We start from the raw sequence: 18,149 nt of genomic DNA on the forward strand, positions 1-18,149 counted from the left end.
TTAGCTGTCGATCCCCGCCCGAAGGGGCCCACGCCGACCTTCGCCCGAGCGATCGTGCCGCCGGTTGTCGAGGGGGTCTACGGGTGCAGCGGATTTCGGTGAGCAGGCTGGCCCGGCGCGGGTGGATGCCGCTGGTGGCCGTCGTCGTGCTGGCACTCGCGGGGGGTACCGTCTACCGGCTGCACGGCATCTTCGGATCGCACAACGACACCTCCACCCCGACCGGCGTCCTGAACGACAGCACCCCGTTCAACCCCAAGCACGTCGTCTACGAGGTCTTCGGTGCAGCCGGGGCCACCGCGACGATCAACTACCAGGACATCCATGCCGCGCCGCAGCGGGTCGACCACGCGCTGCTGCCCTGGCGCTACGAGATCACCACCACCGACCCCGCGGTCATCGCCAACCTGACCGCCCAGGGCGACGGCGACATGCTGGGCTGCCGCATCGTCATCAACGACGAGGTCAAAGCCGAGCGGACCGTCCACGAGGTGCGCGCCTACACGTTCTGCCTGGATAAATCCGGATGAGTGCACACCAGGCCCGACGGCGCCTGCCGCACAGCATCCGGATGCTGGCGGTGCCGATCATCGGTGTGTGGCTGGCCCTGACCGTGATCACGAACATCGTCGTCCCGAACCTGGAGACCGTCGCCAAAGCCCATCAGGTCGGCATGAGCTCCCCGAGCGCGCCGTCGCTGCAGGCGATGAAACACATCGGCAGGGTGTTCGAGGAATTCGACTCCGACAGCGCGGCGATGATCGTCCTGGAGGGCGACGCCCCCCTCGGCGACGACGCCCACCGGTTCTACGACACGCTGATCGGCGAACTCGAGGCCGACACCAAGCACGTCGAGCACGTTCAGGACTTCTGGGGCGATCCGTTGACGGCGTCGGCCGCGCAGAGCACCGACGGCAAGGCCGCACTGGTGCAGGTGTATCTGGCCGGCAATCAAGGTGACGCGCTGTCCAGCGAATCCGTCGACACCGTGCGGCGCATCGTGCAGCGCACCCCGGCGCCGCCGGGCGTCACTGCGTACGTCACCGGCGCCTCACCGCTGATCACCGACCAGTTCGAGGTCGGCAACGAGGGCATCCTGAAGGTCACCCTGATCACCTTCGCGGTGATCGTGGTGATGCTGCTGTGGGTCTACCGGTCCCTGGTCACCACACTGCTGGTGCTGATCACGGTGCTGGTCGAGGTGGCCGCGGCGCGCGGCGTCGTTGCCGTCATGGGCAACTACAGCCTGATCGAGCTCTCGACGTTCTCGGTGAACATCCTGACGCTGCTGGCGATCGCCGCCGGAACCGACTACGCGATCTTCTTCGTCGGGCGCTACCAGGAGGCCCGCGGCATCCACGAGGACCGCGCGACCGCCTTCGACGACATGTTCCACGGCACCGCCCACGTCGTACTGGGGTCGGGCCTGACCATCACCGGCGCCGTCTACTGCCTGACGTTCGCCCGCCAACCGTATTTCCAGTCGATGGGGGTGCCCGCCGCGGTGGGCATGATCGTCTCGGTGGCATCCGCGCTCACCCTGGCTCCCGCCGTCCTGGCCGTCGGCAGCCGATTCGGGTTGTTCGAGCCGAAGGTCGCGATGCGCACCCGGGAGTGGCGGCGCATCGGCACCGCCATCGTGCGTTGGCCGGGGCCGATTCTGGTGGTGACGATCGCGGTCGCCCTGATCGGCCTACTCGCCCTGCCCGGATACCGGACGAGTTACGACTCGAAGCCGTATCTGCCCGACGACACCCCGGCCAAGGTCGGCTACGCGGCCGCGGAACGGCATTTCTCGCAGGCCCGCCTCAACCCCGAACTGCTGATGGTCGAAGCCGACCACGACCTGCGCGATCCAGCCGACATGCTGGTGCTCGAACGGATCGCCAAAAACGTCTTCCACACCCCCGGCATCGCCAAGACGCAGGCGATCACGCGACCGCTGGGGGTGCCGCTGGACCATAGTTCGATCCCGTTTCAACTCAGCCAGCCGAGTGTCGGGCAAGTGATGAACCTGCAGTTCCAGAAGGAGCGTGCGGCTGACCTGCTCAAGCAGGCCGGCATCCTGCGGGACACCATCGGCATTCTGCGGCAGCAGTACAGCCTGCAGCAGCAGAGTGCCGCGGCCACCCACGAGCAGACCCAGAGCTTTCAGGACACGATCGTCATCATCAACGAGATGCGGGACCGGATCGCGAACCTGCTGGATTTCTTCCGGCCGATCCAGAGCTACTTCTACTGGGAGCCGCACTGCTACGACATCCCACTGTGCTTCGCCCTCCGCAACGGCTTCGACACGGCCGACAGCGTCGATCAGCTCGGCGAACAGTTCGCCAGCATCACCGCGAGTCTGGACAAGTTGGACGCGCTGCAACCGCAGCTGATAGCACTGCTGCCACCGCAGATCGATGACCAGCTGCAGAATTTGGAACTTACCCTGTCGAACTACGCCACCAATTCCGGGATCAACGGCCAGGCGGAATTCGCCAACGACAACCCGGCCGCGATGGGGCAGGCCTTCGACAAGGCCAAAAACGACGACTCCTTCTATCTGCCACCGGAAGTGTTCGCCAACCCCGACTTCAAGCGGGGCCTGAAGCTGTTCGTGTCACCCGATGGCCGGGGCGCGCAGATGATCATCACCCACGACGGCGATCCGGCGACGCCCGAGGGCATCTCGCACATCAGCGCCATCCGCAACGCGGCGAAAGAAGCGGTGAAGGGCACCCCGCTGGAGGGCTCCCACCTCTACATCGCAGGTACCGCGGCCACCTACAAGGACATCCAGGAGATGGTGAAGTACGACCTGATGATCGTCGGCGTCGCGGCGCTGAGCCTGATCCTGCTGATCATGATGTTCATCACCGGCAGCTTGGTCGCCGCGATCGTCATCGTGGGCACGGTGGCACTGTCGCTGGGCGCCTCGTTCGGGCTGTCGGTGCTGGTGTGGCAGGACATTCTCGGCATCGAGCTGTACTGGGTGGTGCTGGCGCTGGCCGTGATTCTGCTGCTGGCGGTGGGGTCGGACTACAACCTGCTGCTGATCTCCCGGTTCAAGGAGGAGATCGGCGCCGGGCTGAACACCGGCATCATCCGGGCGATGGCCGGGTCGGGTTCGGTGGTGACCTCGGCCGGGCTGGTGTTCGCCGCCACCATGTCCACGTTCGCGTTCAGCCAGTTGGTGATCCTCGGTCAGGTGGGCACCACCATCGGGCTGGGGCTGCTGTTCGACACGCTGATCGTCCGCTCCTTCATGACCCCGTCGATCGCGGCGCTGCTCGGGCGCTGGTTCTGGTGGCCGCTGTCGGTCCGGCCCCGACCGGCCAGCGCGATGCTGCGGGCCTACGGAACCCGCCAATCGGTGCGCGAACTGCTCCAGGGCCCATAATCGGGGGATGGCCGTGCCCGGACGCCTGCTCTATCTGACCGAACCGGCCCGGGCTGTCGCCGATTTCGGGCTGCTGGCCGCCGGCGCACCGCTGCTGGCACTGCTGCCGCGCGGTGACGGTCATCCGGTGTTGGTGCTACCCGGACTGGGTTCGGCGGACTCCTCGACGGCGCTGCTGCGATCGGTGCTGCGCCGACTCGGCTACCGCACCTTCGGTTGGGGGCTGGGTCGCAACGACGGCCCCACCGGCGCGGCGACCCGCGGCATGGCGGCCCGACTCGATGAGCTCACCGGCCGTTTTGGCGTCCCGATCTCGCTGATCGGTTGGAGCCTCGGCGGTCTCTACGCCCGCCAGATCGCCCGCCGCCGGCCGGCCGACATCCGCCAGGTCATCACGCTGGGCACCCCGGTGCGACTGGCCGCCGCACTGACCGCCGACCGCAAACCCGCCACCGAGGACCTGTCCGATTTCCCGCCGTGGCCGCACTGGTCGGCGTGGGCGCGCTGGTACGGCGGACTGCAGGGCCGCGACCCGGATCGGACGCATCCCGACGCCGGCCCGCTGCCGGTGCCCACTACCTCGATCTACTCCCCGCTCGACGGCATCGTGGGCTGGCGCATCTGCCGTACTGTTGCGGCGCCGCGCACCGAGAACATCGTCGTCGCGGCCAGCCATCTCGGCTTCGCACACAACCCGGCGGTGATCTTCGCGATCGCCGACCGGCTGGCGCAGCCGACGGGGCAGTGGGCGCCGTTCCGGCCGCCGGCGTTGCTGCGGGCGGGCTACCGTTCGGAGTGAGCCGACTCGGCCCGCAGCGCCTCGACGAACTGCGAAACGTCGGCCGCGCCGGAGATCACCGTGCGCCCGTCGATCACGAAGTGCGGCACCGCGTGGATGCCCAGTTCGTCGGCCCGGCGTTCGTCGGCGCGCACGTCGTCGGCGTAGGCGTCGCCGGCCAGCACCGCCGTCACCGCGGCACGGTCCAGTCCGGCGTCCACGGCCAGTTCGGTCAGCACTGCGGAGTCACCGATCGCGGCGCCCTCGGTGAAATACCCCCGCAGGAAGCGTTCCTTGACCGCCCCGGCCAGGCCGTGCGCCTCGCCCAGGTGGATCAGGCGGTGCGCGTTGAAGGTGTTGCCGCGCTTGATGTTCACATAATCGAAGTCCAGCCCGACCGCCGCCGCGGCGGCCCGCTGCTGATCCAGGAACGCCAGCGCCCGGTCGCGGCCGAACCCGTACTTGGCTGCCAGCATGTCCGCCATCGGCTGCTGCAGCACCGGCGGGGCGTGTGGATCCAGCTCGAAACTGTGCCAGTGCACGTCGGCGTCGACCCCGGTCTGGGTCAGTGCCGCCTCCAGTTTCCGCTTGCCGATGTAGCAGAACGGGCAGACCACGTCAGACCAGGTGTCGATGCGCACGGCAATGCCCAACACCGGTGCCGGCTCACGCATTCCGGCCTTACGCGGGGCGTCGCCGCCTAGGGTGATTTTCACCATGGGATTCATCAGACCGGCCCTCCCCGACATCGACCCGCAGACCTGGCACACCCTGCCGCGCGCCACCCGCATCCAGATCCTCAGCCGGGATTGGGCGCAGCACGGTTTCGGCACACCCTCCGCGGTCTACCTGCTGTACCTGTTCAAGATCGGGCTGTACGCCGGTGGTGCCGCCGCGCTGATCGCACTCACCCCGGGACTGGGTGGGCTGAGCCGCATCGGTGACTGGTGGACGCAGCCGATCGTCTACCAGAAACTGGTGATCTTCTCGCTGCTGTTCGAGGTGCTGGGCCTGGGCTGCGGCTCCGGTCCGCTGACCGGGCGGTTCTGGCCGCCGATCGGCGGCTTCCTGTACTGGCTGCGGCCGGGCACCATCCGGTTGCCGCCGTGGCCGGGCCGGGTGCCGCTGACCGCCGGTGACACCCGCACCGTGCTCGACGTCGTGCTGTACGCGGCCGTGCTGGCGTCGGCGGTGTGGGCGCTGCTGTCGCCCGGAGCGGACGGACTGCTGCGTCCTGCGGTGGTGGTGCCGTTGATCGTCACGGTCGTGCTGGCCGGCCTGCGCGACAAGACGATCTTCCTGGCCGCCCGCGCCGAGCACTACTGGCTGACGCTGTTCGTGTTCTTCTTCAGCTGCACCGATCAGATCGCCGCATTCAAGATCATCATGCTCGGCCTGTGGTGGGGGGCCGCGACGTCCAAACTCAACCACCACTTCCCGTACGTCGTGGCGGTGATGACCAGCAACAACGCCCTGCTGCGCCCCAGGCTGTTCGCACCGTTCAAGCGGGCGCTGTACCGCGATCCGGTCGATGACCTGCGGCCGTCGCGGTTACCGGCGCTGATGGCGCACGTCGGCGGCACCACCGCGGAACTGCTGATCCCGGGCGTACTGGTGCTCGTCGCCGCCGATCAGCCGTGGCGGTGGGCGCTGATCGGATTCATGGTGGTCTTCCACCTCAACATCATTTCCAACCTCCCGATGGGGGTGCCGTTGGAGTGGAACGTCTTCTTCATCTTCTCGCTGTTCTTCCTGTTCGGCGCGCACGGCTCGACCCGCGTCTACGACCTGAGCTCGCCGCCGCTGCTGGTGATCCTGTTGATCGGGCTGGCCGCGGTGCCGATCGCCGGCAACCTGTTCCCGCAGCAGATCTCGTTCCTGCCGGCGATGCGCTACTACGCCGGCAACTGGGCCACCAGCCTGTGGTGCTTCAAGCCCGGCGCCGAAGACCGCCTGGAGGAGCGCGTCGTCAAGAGCGCGCCGCTGGTGATCAACCAGCTGACCCGGCTCTACGGCCCGGAGACCGCCGAACTGGTCGGGGAGAAGGTGCCGGCGGCGTTCCGCGCCATGCACCTGCACGGCCGCGCGCTCAACGGGCTGCTCCCGCGGGCCCTCGGGGCGGATCCCGACGACACCGACTACGTCATCCGGGAGGGCGAGATCGTCGCCGGGCCGCTGGTCGGCTGGAACTTCGGCGAGGGGCACCTGCACAACGAGCAGTTGCTGGCGGCGGTGCAGCGGCGCTGCGGATTCGCCGCGGGCGACGTGCGGGTGATCGTGCTGGAGGGCCAGCCGATCCAGCACCAGTGGCAGGCCTACCGGATCGTCGACGCCGAGACCGGGCTGGTCGAGGCCGGGCGTGTCGCGATCGCCGACATGCTGACCCGCCAGCCGTGGCCGGAGCCCCCCGATGAGTTCCCGGTGCAGGTCACCGTGGGTTCGGACCGCTGAAGCCGGCTTTCTGCACGTCCCTGCGCTGTGCGCCCCGTCACGCACTAGGCTGACAGGCAGTACACCAGCAGCGCATACACAAGGAGAGAGCAGTGACGGTCCGGGTAGGCATCAACGGTTTCGGCCGTATCGGTCGCAACTTCTACCGGGCGGTCGCCGCCCAGCAGGCACAGGGCAAGGCCACAGACATCGAGATCGTCGCGGTCAACGACCTCACCGACAACAAGTCGCTGGCCCACCTGCTGAAGTTCGACTCGATCCTGGGCCGGCTGCCGCAGGACGTGTCCCTGGAAGGCGACGACACGATCGTCGTCGGCGACAAGAAGATCAAGTCGCTGAAGGTCAAGGAGGGCCCGGCCGCCCTGCCCTGGGGTGACCTGGGTGTCGACGTCGTCGTCGAGTCCACCGGCATCTTCACCAAGCGGGACAAGGCGCAGGGGCACCTGGACGCGGGCGCCAAGAAGGTCATCATCTCCGCGCCGGCCTCCGACGAGGACATCACGATCGTGCTCGGCGTCAACGACGACAAGTACGACGGCAGCCAGAACATCATCTCCAACGCGTCCTGCACCACCAACTGCCTCGGGCCGCTGGCCAAGGTGCTCAACGACGAGTTCGGCATCGAGCACGGCCTGATGACCACCATCCACGCCTACACCCAGGACCAGAACCTCCAGGACGGCCCGCACTCCGACCTGCGTCGTGCCCGTGCCGCCGGCATCAACATCGTGCCGACCGGCACCGGCGCCGCCAAGGCGATCGGCCTGGTGCTCCCGGAGCTGCAGGGCAAGCTGGACGGCTACGCGCTGCGGGTGCCGATCCCCACCGGCTCGGTCACCGACCTCACCGTGGACCTGAAGAAGAAGGCCACCGTCGAGGAGATCAACGCCGCCTACAAGGCCGCTGCGGACGGTCCGATGAAGGGCATCCTGAAGTACTACGACGCGCCGATCGTCTCGTCCGACATCGTCACCGACCCGCACAGCTCGCTGTATGACTCCGGCCTGACGAAGGTCATCGACAACCAGGTCAAGGTCGTCTCCTGGTACGACAACGAGTGGGGTTACTCCAACCGCCTCGTTGACCTGGTCGAGCTGGTCAGCAAGTCGCTGTAAAGCCGCCACCGACGATGGCAATCAAGTCTGTCGACGATCTGATCGCCGAGGGTGTGTCGGGTCGGGGCGTGCTGGTGCGCTCCGACCTGAACGTCCCGCTCGACGACGACGCGAACATCACCGATCCGGGGCGGATCATCGCCTCGGTGCCGACGATCAAGGCACTGGTCGAGGCCGGCGCCAAGGTCGTGGTCACCGCGCACCTGGGCCGCCCGAAGAACGGGCCGGAAGCCAAGTTCTCGCTGGCGCCGGTCGCCACCGCGCTCGGGGAGCACCTGGGCCGGCACGTGCAGTTGGCCGGCGACGTGGTCGGCACCGACGCGCTGGCCCGGGCCGAGGGCCTGACCGACGGCGACGTGCTGCTGCTGGAGAACATCCGCTTCGACCCGCGTGAGACCAGCAAGGACGACGCCGAGCGCGGTGCGCTGGCCCGTCAGCTGGCCGAACTGGTGGCCGCGCCGGACGGTTCGCCGGGTGCGTTCGTCTCCGACGGGTTCGGGGTGGTGCACCGCAAGCAGGCCTCGGTCTACGACGTTGCCACGCTGCTGCCGTCGTATGCCGGCAAGCTGGTCGCGGCCGAGGTCGCGGTGCTGCAGAAGCTGGCCGGTGAGGGCGAAGCCCCCTACGCGGTGGTGCTGGGCGGCTCGAAGGTCTCCGACAAGCTGGGTGTGATCACGTCGCTGGCCGCCAAGGCTGACAGCATCGTGATCGGCGGCGGTATGTGCTTCACCTTCCTTGCCGCGCAAGGCTATTCGGTGGGCAACTCGCTGCTGGAAGCCGACATGGTGGACACCTGCCGGCAACTGCTCGACGACTACGCCGACGTGCTGCGACTGCCGGTCGACATCGTGGTGGCCGATAAGTTCAGCGCCGATGCGACTGCGCAAACCGTTGCCGCGGAGGCGATTCCGGAGGGCACCATGGGTCTGGACATCGGTCCCGGCTCGGTGGAGCGGTTCGCTGCGCTGCTGTCCAACGCCAAGACCATCTTCTGGAACGGCCCGATGGGCGTCTTCGAGTTCCCGGCGTTCGCCGCCGGCACCAAGGGCGTGGCCGAGGCGATCGCGGCGGCCACCGGCAAGGGCGCGTTCAGCGTGGTCGGCGGCGGGGACTCCGCGGCCGCGGTGCGGGCGCTCGGCCTGCCCGACGACGACTTCTCGCACATCTCCACCGGCGGTGGTGCGTCACTGGAATACCTGGAGGGCAAGGCGCTGCCCGGCATCCAGGTACTGGACAAGTAGGGGAACCCGATGGCCCGCAAGCCGCTGATCGCCGGCAACTGGAAGATGAACCTCAACCACTTCGAGGCCATCGCGCTGGTGCAGAAGGTGGCGTTCTCGCTGCCGGACAAGTACTTCGACAAGGTCGATGTCACCGTCCTGCCGCCGTTCACCGATCTGCGCAGCGTGCAGACCCTGGTCGACGGCGACAAGCTGCGGCTGACGTTCGGGGCGCAGGACGTCTCCGCCCACGACTCGGGGGCCTACACCGGTGAGGTCAGCGGCGCGTTCCTGGCCAAGCTGGGCTGCACGTTCGTCGTCGTCGGGCACTCCGAGCGGCGGATGTACCACCACGAGGACGACGCCCTGGTGGCCGCCAAGGCGGCGGCTGCGCTCAAGCACGGGCTCACCCCGATCATCTGCATCGGCGAGCCGCTGGAGATCCGGGAAGCCGGCAACCACGTGGCGCACTGCGTGGATCAGCTGCGCGGGTCGCTGGCCGGGCTGAGCAACGAGCAGATCGCGGAGAGCGTCATCGCCTACGAGCCGGTCTGGGCGATCGGAACCGGGCGGGTCGCCGGGGCGGCCGACGCGCAGGAGGTGTGCGCCGCGGTGCGCGCCGAACTGGGCAAGCTGGCCACCCCGAAGATCGCCGAGACCGTCCGGGTGCTCTACGGCGGCTCGGTCAACGCCAAGAACGTCGCCGAGCTGATCGGTCAGCCCGACGTGGACGGCGGACTGGTCGGCGGGGCGTCGCTGGACGGCGAGCAGTTCGCCATCCTGGCGGCGCTGGCCGCCGGCGGGCCGCTGCCGTGACGCGGATCAGCTGACCTCTTGGGTGTGGGAGTTTTTCTAACCGGTATCACTGCTGGTCGACATCGAAAAGTCCGCCGCGGAGGCGGTCGATGGCCCGGCCATCGGTCAGTTCTGGGCGGTCTTCAGGATGCCGAAAGTAGTGCTGCACCATCCAGTAGAGGGCTGCGCCATGTGGGACGTATGCGCCTGCCCCCTGGATGACCTGCTCGGAACCATTCCTTAAACTCAGCACGATCGCGTTCTGGGCCTTCGCGGTGTCAGCAACATCCCTTACGGCGACAACATCTTCCCATGCTACGGATTTTGTAGACAGTATATCTGCGTTCTCTATATAACTTGGAGTTATCGTGAAATGCCCAACGCCGCCCCTGTTCCAAGCTGAAATCAGTCCGCAGGCGGCAATCACGGCTATCATTCCAAAAAGATAGGGTGAGAATACCTGCCAGCCGCGCGACATCGGTATCGCTATTCCTCCACGCGGTATAAAAATTGTCAATACTATACAAGCTGGAATTAGTAACACGAAACCTGACAGGCAAAACACGTTCAAACATCGGTCAGGGAGGAATGTTGTTCCCTTCTCGTCATGGGCGACGCGGGTCGACATTCTCCCGAACACGATAAGGCCTGCCCCTGCGATAGGGGCGGTTAGGCCGGACAGAAATCCGAGTATTGCGAACGCACTCAGGTAATCTCCTCGAACTCCGGCTGCAATTCCTAAATAGATAAACCAGCTGAAAAGTCCCAACATGCCGAAGCATGCCCAACTGAACGTCTGTCGGATGTCGCGCCATCCGGTCGGTTTCGGCATGGTCAGTACGGACATATTATATCTCCTATAAATTTACCGAAATCCGTCCCGTAGGATCCGCCGGCGTAGCCAGCTGCAGCCGCCAACACGGGTACCGCAATGGGTGCGAATGGGCCGGCTGCCGAACCGAGGGCGGCGCCAAGCTTTTCGCCACCAAAAGCGCTTCCGGCGCCGACAATGCCACCAACTGCAGCGGCGCACCTGTCATGGAGGTTGTTAGCCATTGCTACGTCGTAGACTGCTGTCGCTGCTGCCAGCGCTGGGCTGCCGAATTTTGTTGCGCCACCGATCTTTGTGACTGACTCCGCTGACACCATCGGCAGGCTACCGCCTCGACCGATGTGCCTTTGTAAGCCGGTGAGCCCAGCTCCGGCGTAGCTAGACCATTTATCGACTATCTCCACGGGAACTGCGACGCGACGACCATCGGGCGTTATGAATCCACTGGTCAGATAACCGCTGTGATCCATCGACACGGCCCACACCGAACCGTCTGGGTAACTGATCTCTGTGCGATGGCTGCCATCGCTCAGCTCATGCCAGGAACTGGTGCTGGCCAACATATGACCTGATTTGTCGTACTCGGTGCACGTGCGGAATTCCGATTTACTCTTGTCGCCAAACGGATTGTGCTGGGTGATCACTTTCTTGCTGCCATCTTGCATGGCAACTGTGGTGACGAGGTCACCGTAGGAGTTGAGTGAATCGCTGACCTCCCGGATGTTCGTCATCTGATCCGTAGCGCGGATCAGTGATTGCTCCTCCAACCCATCCGGAGTCCGCGGGTTGGGCACCTGATCTCCGGGTGGCAGATCGCCGAGGTTTAGCCAGGACTGCGACTGATCGGGAAGCTCAAATCCGTACCGTTGCGCGGCGGCCTGCATCGCGTCTGCGGCCTGGTCGTCGGCATCGCCGACCGCCAACAGCAACCGGTTGATCTCTGTTTGATCCTTCGCGGCTTGGACCTTTAATTCGGCAATCTTCTCCTCCGACATCCGGACCGGCTTGATCAACACCACCCAGGCATCATTGACCTGCAATTCGCCCGCGTCGATGTCGTCGACGGCCTGCAGCAGTCGATATCGGGCACCGCCAATGGTGTTTGCCCCGCCTTTGAATGCCGAACCCACTCCTTCGGCATACGAGGTGAACTTCGATGCGCGTTCCGTTGCGCGGGAAAACATAGCCGTCGCCGCATCGTGAGACTTGCCCGCCCACGCGCCCGCCTCGGGCATCCGGTCGATCGAATCTTGAAGACCACGCACCGCGGTATACACCGATCCGCCGGCCGTATCGATGGCATCCCCGGCCGGCGCCAACGAATCCGGATTCCAGGCTTGCAGTTGTGGTCGTGACGGCAGCACGAGCTAAAAGAGGTCCGTGAACTTGGTGGACAGTTCGCCGTCTTCGACCTCGAATCGATCCCCAGCACCACGTACCGCAGCGCCCATGCCTCGAACTCCATCAGCGATCGCCGCTTCGATGGAGGCTATGTGCGTGCCGATATGACGCGCCATCCACTGGGTCTTCGACCCGGACACACCGTCAGCGCCGTCGGAAACCAACTTCCCGACATCCGCGTCCCTAATCGCCGTTGATGCGCTATCAGCTTGAGTGGCGAAGCCACGCAGCAAGTTCGGGTCAACACGTAACGTCAACGGTCCATCTCCAATCAGACGGCTTATGACGCTATCAGGCGACACCGTGGTGAGACCGATCCGTCTCACCAGGCCGAATCCGACCGGGCATGGGGCGGCATCGCCTGGCACGGTAGGGTAGCGCCCATGATCTTGACGCTGCAGATCCTCCTGGTCATCACCAGTTTGCTGGTGGTGCTGCTGGTGCTGCTGCACCGCGCCAAGGGCGGCGGCCTGTCGACACTGTTCGGTGGCGGCGTGCAGTCGAGCCTGTCGGGTTCGACGGTGGTGGAGAAGAACCTGGACCGGCTGACGCTGTTCATCGTCGCGATCTGGATCGTGTCGATCATCGCGATGGGCCTGCTGATCAAATACGCGTGACCCGCGTCTCGCCGCACGACTAGGGTCACAGTGTGACCTTCGATCTGATCGTTCGTGACGGCCTGTGGTTTGACGGCACCGGCGCCGAACCCCGCCGCGCCACCCTGGGTATCAAAGACGGGCGCGTCGCCGAAGTCGCATTCGGTCCCCTGGATGAGACCGACTGTCCGGAGATCATCGACGCCGCCGGCAAATGGGTGACGCCGGGCTTCGTCGACATCCACACCCATTACGACGCCGAGGTGCTGCTCAACCCCGGCCTGGACGAATCCGTCCGGCACGGCGTCACCACGATTGTGCTCGGCTGCTGCTCGATGTCGACGGTGTACGCCAGCAACGAGGACGCCGCCGACCTGTTTAGCCGGGTGGAGGCGGTGCCGCGCAAACACGTGCTGGCCGCCCTGGAGGAGTTCCGCACCTGGGACGACCCCGAGGGCTACGTCAAGGCCATCGACGCACTGCCGCTCGGGCCGAACGTGACGTCGTTCCTGGGCCATTCGGATCTGCGCACCGCGGTGCTGGGCCTGGGCCGCGCCACCAACACCTGGACGGTGCCCAGTCGCGCCGAACTCAACCGGATGGCCGAGATGCTGGGCCGGGCGCTGGACGCGGGCATGCTCGGCATGTCCGGGATGGACTCGGCGATCGACAAGCTCGACGGCGACCGGTACCGCTCCCGGGCGCTGCCGTCGACCTACGCCTGGTGGCATGAGCGGTGGCGGCTGATCGACGTGCTCCGCAAGCACGACCGGCTGCTGCAGAGCGCCCCGAATGTGAAGAACCCGCTGACCGCGGTGATGTTCTTCGCGGCCTCGGGCAACCGGTTCCTGCGCCGCGGCGCGGTCCCGATCAGCCTGCTGGTGGTGGCCGACGGCAAGTCCGCCCCCGGTGCCGACCTGGTGCTGCGCGGCACTGCCGCCGTCGGCAACGCCGTGTTCGGTTCCAAGGTGAAGTTCCAGCACCTGCCGGTGCCGTTCACGCTGTACTCCGACGGCATCGACCTGCCGGTGTTCGAGGAGTTCGGCGCCGGCACCGCCGCCCTGCACCTGCGGGATCAGCTCCAGCGCAACGAACTGCTCGCCGACGAGAACTACCGGCGCAAGTTCCGCCGCGAGTTCCTACTCAAACGGCACATGCCGGGCCTGTGGCACAAGGACTTCCACGACGCCACCATCGTCGAGTGCCCCGACGCCACCCTGGTCGGCAAAACCTTCGGTCAGATCGCCGACGAACGCGGCCTGCACTCACTGGACGTCTTCCTCGACGTGCTGGTCGCCAACGGCGAGAAGAACGTCCGCTGGACCACCACCGTTGGCAACCACCGGCCGGCGGTGCTGGACAAGATCGCCACCGACCCGAACGTGCAGATGGGCTTCTCCGACGCCGGTGCGCACCTGCGCAACATGGCGTTCTACAACTTCGCGCTCCGTTTCCTCAAGCGGATGCACGACGCCGAGCGGGCCGGCACCCCGGTGCTGTCGCTGGGTGCCGCGGTGCACCGGCTCACCGGTGAACTCGGCAGCTGGTTCGGACTGGACGCCGGCTACCTGCGCGAAGGCGACCGCGCCGACTTCGTCGTCATCGACCCGGCCGGGCTGGACGACTCCTTGGCCGAGTACCACGAGGCGCCGGCTCCGTTCTTCGGCGGGCTGTCGCGGATGGTCAACCGCAACGACCGCGCGGTGGTGGCCACCGCGGTCGGCGGCAAAATCGTGTTCGCCAACGGTAAGTTCGTCGACGGTTACGGGCGCACCGCGCAGACCGGGCGCTACCTCAAGGCCGGGGTGAAACTGCCCGCCGCCGGGGCGACGCGCTGACCCGGCAGCAGCCTACTTCCGGCGCCACAGCGTGTTGAACATGCTGCGCATGGCGTTCTCGGTCGCCGCCAGCGGCGACATCGCCGTCTCGCCGACCTCCACGATGTAGTCGATCCGGCTGACGATCGCCTCCACCGGCTCGATCAGCGCCACCAGTCGCCCGGCAAGATCGTCGAGGCTGGACATGGTCTCTTCGAGGTGGTCGAGCCCGTTGCCGAGCCGCTCCACGGTGGCGTTGAGGCCCACCAGTGATTTGTTCAACTCGTTCATCGTGCCGCCGAGACCGCCCAGCACATCCTCGAGCTGCCCGACGGTCACGTCCGCGTTCAACGCCGCCTGGGCGAGGGTCTTGAGCCGTCTGCGCTCCGGGCCGGTGCCGGTCCTGTCTGCCATGACAGACATTATGACCGGCGACCGCGTGTGGTGCGCGGTCGACGCGGGGAAGTCAGTGCGGCAGTTGGCCGGCCGCTGCGTCGTCCAGCAGCCACAGCGTCCGTTCGCGCCCGAGGGCCCCCGCGGCCGGGATGTCGACCGGGTCGGCGCCGCCGATCGCGGCGGCCACCGCCGCCGCCTTCGCCGCGCCCGACACCACCAGCCACACCTCTCGAGACCGTCGAACGGCGGGCAGCGTCAACGTGATCCGCCGTGGCGGCGGTTTGGGGGAGTCGTAGACCGGCAGCACCAGCCGGGCCGTCTCGCGCACCGCCGGGGTCTCCGGGAACAGCGAGTTGACGTGCCCCTCCGGGCCCATGCCCAGCAGGTGCACGTCGAAGTCGGGGGTGCGCTCCCCGGGTTCGGCGTGCTCGGCCAGCAGCCGCTCGTAGGCCAGCGCGGCCACGTCCAGGTCGTCGCCGTAGGCGCCGTCGCTGGCCGCCATCGCGTGAATGTTGCCGGCCGGGATGCCGACGTGATCGAGCAGCGCCTCGCGGGCCTGCTTCTCGTTGCGTTCGCCGTCGCCGGCGGGGACGAACCGGTCGTCACCGAAGTAGACGTGCACGCGCTCCCAGTCGATCGTCTGGGCGTGCTCGCCGAGCCGGCGCAGCAGCCCGATGCCGGTGCCGCCGCCGGTCAGCACGATCTGCGCCCGGCCGCGGGCGCTGATCGCCGCCGTGATGGCCGCGGCCAACCGGTCACCGACCGCGACGACCAGTGCCTGCGGGTCGGCGTAGGTCGCCACCTCGTGGTTCATCGGTAATCCACCCTCTCCATGCCGCGCAGGGCGGCGCCGTAGATGACGTCGGGGTCGAGCCGGCGCAGATCCTCGGCCAGGCACTCGGAGGTGTCCCGGCGTGGCAGCGGGATCAACGCATCGGGTTTGGTGGTGCGGCGCAGGGTCGCGGTCGTGCCGTCCTGCGGCCGGCTCAACGACACGGTGTCGCCGTCGCGCACCAACTCGATACGCAGGTCGCCAACCAGTCGGTGCACCGGCCCGTCGATGCGGCTGGCCAACCAGCCGGCCAGCACATCCAGGGCCGGTTCGCCGGCCAGGCCGGAGACCACCGCCGCGTTGATCGGCAGATACGGCGGCTCGTCCAGCGCCGAGGCGAGCAGCGCCCGCCAGTAGGTGATCCGGCTCCACGCCAGGTCGGTGTCACCCGGACGGTACCCGGTCAACCGGCTGCGGATCGCCGCCAGCGGGTCCGCGACATTGGTGGCGTCGGTGATCCGACGCACCGCCAGCCGGCCCAGCGGATCGGCAGCCGGCGCCTGCGGGGCCGTCTGCGGCCACCACGCGACCACCGGGATGTCCGGCAGCAGCAGCGGCACCACCACCGCGTCGGCGTGGGCGGCCAGCGGACCCGACAGTCGCAGCACCACCACCTCACCGGCGCCGGCATCGCCGAACAGGCGCAGTTGCGCGTCCAGTCGGCTCTCGCCGGGTGCTGCGTCGCCGGCGATCACCACGATCACCCGGCTGGGGTGCTCCTGACCGGCGATGTTGGCGGCCGCCACCGATTCGTCCAGCAGTGCATCGGTTTCCAGCGCGATGATCAGGGTCAGCACCCGGCCCATCGTCACCGCGCCGACCTGCTCACGTAACGCGTTGAGCCGCTTGCTGATCGCGGTGGTGGTGGTGTCCGGCAGTTCGACGATCATCGACGCCACTCCTCCGCATCGCTCATCAGTCGTCCCCCTCGCCGCTGCACAGCTGAGGGTGCCCCCACGGCGTCGGCGCGGATCACGGCCGCCGCCATTCCCGGCCGGTGCGGGCCAGCATCGCGAACGACGAGGGCGGGCCCCAGGTGCCCGCCGGATACGGTTCCGGCTTCCCGCGAGCGGCCCAGTTGTCCAGCACCGGATCCAGGATCTGCCAGGACAATTCGACCTCGTCGTTGACCGGGAACAGCGACGGCTCACCGAGCAGCACGTCCAGGATCAGCCGTTCGTAGGCCTCCGGGGAGTCCTCGGAGAATGCCGAGCCGTAGGAGAAGTCCATGTTGACGTCGCGGACCTCCATCAGATGCCCGGGCACCTTGGAGCCGAACCGCAGCGTGATGCCCTCGTCGGGCTGCACCCGGATCACCAGTGCGTTCTTGCCGAGTTCGTCGGTCATGGTGGCGTCGAACGGCAGGTGCGGTGCGCGTTTGAACACCAGCGCGATCTCGGTCACCCGGCGGCCCAGCCGTTTTCCACTGCGCAGGTAGAACGGCACACCGGCCCAGCGCCGGGTGTCGACCTCCAGGGTGATCGCGGCGTAGGTCTCGGTGGTCGAATCGGCCGCGAAACCGTCCTCCTCGAGCAGCCCGACGACCTGTTCGCCGCCCTGCCAGCCGCCGGCGTACTGGCCGCGGGACGTGGTCTCGGACAGCGGAAGTGCCAGCCGGGTCGCGGAGAGCACCTTGATCTTCTCGGCCTGCAGTTCGGCGGGGGAGAAGCTGACCGGCTCCTCCATCGCGGTCAGTGCCAGCAGCTGCAGCAGATGGTTCTGGATGACGTCCCGGGCCGCACCGATCCCGTCGTAATATCCGGCGCGCCCACCCAGCCCGATGTCCTCGGCCATCGTGATCTGCACATGGTCGACATAGTGGGCGTTCCAGATCGGATCGAACAGCTGGTTGGCGAAGCGCAGCGCCAGGATGTTCTGGACGGTCTCCTTGCCCAGGTAGTGGTCGATGCGGAACACCGACTCCTCCGGGAAGACACTGTTGAGCACGGTGTTCAGCTCGCGGGCACTGGCGAGATCGTGACCGAACGGCTTCTCGATCACCACCCGACTCCAGCGATCACCCTGCGGCCGTGCCAGCCCGGAGGCGTGCAGCTGCCGGCAGACCACCGGGAACGCGTCGGGCGGCACCGACAGGTAGAAGGCGTGATTGCCGCCGGTGCCACGTTCGGCGTCGAGCGCCGCCAGGGTTTGCGCCAACCTGGCGAACGCCGCATCGTCGTCGAAAGTGCCCTGCACGAACCGGAATCCGGCCGCCAGCCGATCCCACACCGACTGTCGGAACGGTGTGCGGGCGTGCTGGCGGACCGCGGACTCCACCACCTCGGCGAAGTCCCGGTCCGCCCAGTCCCGACGGGCGAACCCGACCAGCGCGAAGGTCGGCGGCAGCAGCCCGCGGTTCGCCAGGTCGTAGATCGCCGGCATCAGCTTGCGCCGTGCCAGATCCCCGGTCACCCCGAAGATCACCACGCCGCACGGCCCGGCGATCCGCGGTAGCCGCTTATCGCGCTTGTCGCGCAAGGGATTCAGCCACGTGGCGGCGGCGCCGCGGGTGGCTGATCCGGTCACGG

The 18,149-nt window shown here is 67.2% G+C and carries 17 protein-coding genes; 9 read left to right on the forward strand and 8 right to left on the reverse strand.

Annotated features, from left to right (window positions below):
• Nucleotides 1–83 precede the first annotated feature (83 nt).
• The 3 genes from KIH27_RS01290 to KIH27_RS01300 are packed head-to-tail and all read left to right on the forward strand — an operon-like array spanning nt 84 to nt 4,187.
• Nucleotides 84–530, forward strand: coding sequence for an MmpS family transport accessory protein (locus KIH27_RS01290; RefSeq protein WP_214091085.1), 447 nt, complete (start codon nt 84–86; stop codon nt 528–530).
• On the forward strand, nt 527–3,388 hold the full coding sequence (locus tag KIH27_RS01295) for an MMPL/RND family transporter (RefSeq protein ID WP_214091086.1): 2,862 nt from the start codon (nt 527–529) through the stop codon (nt 3,386–3,388). The genes KIH27_RS01290 and KIH27_RS01295 overlap by 4 nt, the downstream gene beginning before the upstream one ends.
• A 7-nt stretch (nt 3,389–3,395) precedes the next feature.
• A complete protein-coding gene (locus tag KIH27_RS01300; protein WP_214091087.1) occupies nt 3,396–4,187 on the forward strand; it encodes an alpha/beta hydrolase family protein in 792 nt (263 codons plus the stop codon).
• On the opposite strand, the gene KIH27_RS01305 is transcribed toward KIH27_RS01300, so the two are convergent.
• Nucleotides 4,172–4,885: a DsbA family oxidoreductase gene (locus tag KIH27_RS01305; RefSeq protein WP_214091088.1), complete on the reverse strand. Its 714-nt coding sequence runs from the start codon at nt 4,883–4,885 to the stop codon at nt 4,172–4,174. The two genes, KIH27_RS01300 and KIH27_RS01305, sit on opposite strands and share 16 nt — an antisense overlap.
• Here KIH27_RS01305 and KIH27_RS01310 point away from each other — a divergent pair.
• The 4 genes from KIH27_RS01310 (at nt 4,884) to tpiA (ending at nt 9,768) form a co-directional block, all read left to right on the forward strand.
• On the forward strand, nt 4,884–6,617 hold the full coding sequence (locus KIH27_RS01310; protein ID WP_214091089.1) for a DUF3556 domain-containing protein: 1,734 nt from the start codon (nt 4,884–4,886) through the stop codon (nt 6,615–6,617). The two genes, KIH27_RS01305 and KIH27_RS01310, sit on opposite strands and share 2 nt — an antisense overlap.
• A gap of 92 nt (nt 6,618–6,709) precedes the next feature.
• On the forward strand, nt 6,710–7,732 hold the full coding sequence (gap, locus tag KIH27_RS01315; protein ID WP_214091090.1) for a type I glyceraldehyde-3-phosphate dehydrogenase: 1,023 nt from the start codon (nt 6,710–6,712) through the stop codon (nt 7,730–7,732).
• Between the two features lie 14 nt (nt 7,733–7,746).
• On the forward strand, nt 7,747–8,973 hold the full coding sequence (locus KIH27_RS01320; protein ID WP_214091091.1) for a phosphoglycerate kinase: 1,227 nt from the start codon (nt 7,747–7,749) through the stop codon (nt 8,971–8,973).
• Nucleotides 8,974–8,982: 9 nt separating this feature from the next.
• Complete coding sequence (gene tpiA, locus KIH27_RS01325) at nt 8,983–9,768, forward strand: triose-phosphate isomerase (protein WP_214091092.1); 786 nt, start codon at nt 8,983–8,985, stop codon at nt 9,766–9,768.
• A 46-nt stretch (nt 9,769–9,814) separates the two neighbouring features.
• Here tpiA and KIH27_RS01330 read toward each other — a convergent pair whose 3' ends face one another.
• From KIH27_RS01330 to KIH27_RS01340, 3 genes are all read right to left on the reverse strand, one after another.
• The gene (locus KIH27_RS01330; RefSeq protein WP_214091093.1) at nt 9,815–10,594 is read right to left on the reverse strand and encodes a hypothetical protein; all 780 of its coding nucleotides are present in this window, start codon (nt 10,592–10,594) and stop codon (nt 9,815–9,817) included.
• Complete coding sequence (locus KIH27_RS01335; protein WP_250149360.1) at nt 10,582–11,814, reverse strand: hypothetical protein; 1,233 nt, start codon at nt 11,812–11,814, stop codon at nt 10,582–10,584. Before KIH27_RS01335 ends, KIH27_RS01330 begins: the two co-directional genes overlap by 13 nt.
• Nucleotides 11,815–11,946: 132 nt before the next feature.
• Complete coding sequence (locus tag KIH27_RS01340; RefSeq protein WP_214091094.1) at nt 11,947–12,237, reverse strand: hypothetical protein; 291 nt, start codon at nt 12,235–12,237, stop codon at nt 11,947–11,949.
• Nucleotides 12,238–12,363: 126 nt separating this feature from the next.
• On the opposite strand from KIH27_RS01340, the gene secG reads away from it, so the two are divergent.
• Together secG and KIH27_RS01350 are read left to right on the forward strand one after the other, a co-directional pair.
• The gene (secG, locus tag KIH27_RS01345) at nt 12,364–12,597 is read left to right on the forward strand and encodes a preprotein translocase subunit SecG (protein ID WP_214091095.1); all 234 of its coding nucleotides are present in this window, start codon (nt 12,364–12,366) and stop codon (nt 12,595–12,597) included.
• Nucleotides 12,598–12,629: 32 nt separating this feature from the next.
• Nucleotides 12,630–14,414, forward strand: coding sequence for an N-acyl-D-amino-acid deacylase family protein (locus tag KIH27_RS01350; RefSeq protein ID WP_214091096.1), 1,785 nt, complete (start codon nt 12,630–12,632; stop codon nt 14,412–14,414).
• A gap of 12 nt (nt 14,415–14,426) precedes the next feature.
• Here KIH27_RS01350 and KIH27_RS01355 read toward each other — a convergent pair whose 3' ends face one another.
• The 4 genes from KIH27_RS01355 to zwf all read right to left on the reverse strand — a co-directional run bounded on the left by KIH27_RS01355 (nt 14,427) and on the right by zwf (nt 18,147).
• Nucleotides 14,427–14,816: an ATPase gene (locus KIH27_RS01355; RefSeq protein WP_214091097.1), complete on the reverse strand. Its 390-nt coding sequence runs from the start codon at nt 14,814–14,816 to the stop codon at nt 14,427–14,429.
• A gap of 43 nt (nt 14,817–14,859) precedes the next feature.
• Nucleotides 14,860–15,603, reverse strand: coding sequence for a 6-phosphogluconolactonase (pgl, locus tag KIH27_RS01360; protein WP_214091098.1), 744 nt, complete (start codon nt 15,601–15,603; stop codon nt 14,860–14,862).
• Complete coding sequence (gene opcA, locus KIH27_RS01365) at nt 15,600–16,511, reverse strand: glucose-6-phosphate dehydrogenase assembly protein OpcA (RefSeq protein ID WP_214091099.1); 912 nt, start codon at nt 16,509–16,511, stop codon at nt 15,600–15,602. The genes pgl and opcA overlap by 4 nt, the downstream gene beginning before the upstream one ends.
• A gap of 82 nt (nt 16,512–16,593) precedes the next feature.
• Nucleotides 16,594–18,147, reverse strand: coding sequence for a glucose-6-phosphate dehydrogenase (gene zwf, locus KIH27_RS01370; protein WP_214091100.1), 1,554 nt, complete (start codon nt 18,145–18,147; stop codon nt 16,594–16,596).
• Nucleotides 18,148–18,149: the final 2 nt, after the last annotated feature.

Origin of the sequence: Mycolicibacter acidiphilus (assembly GCF_018455725.1) — a bacterium.
Taxonomy (GTDB): Bacteria; Actinomycetota; Actinomycetes; order Mycobacteriales; family Mycobacteriaceae; genus Mycobacterium; species Mycobacterium acidiphilum.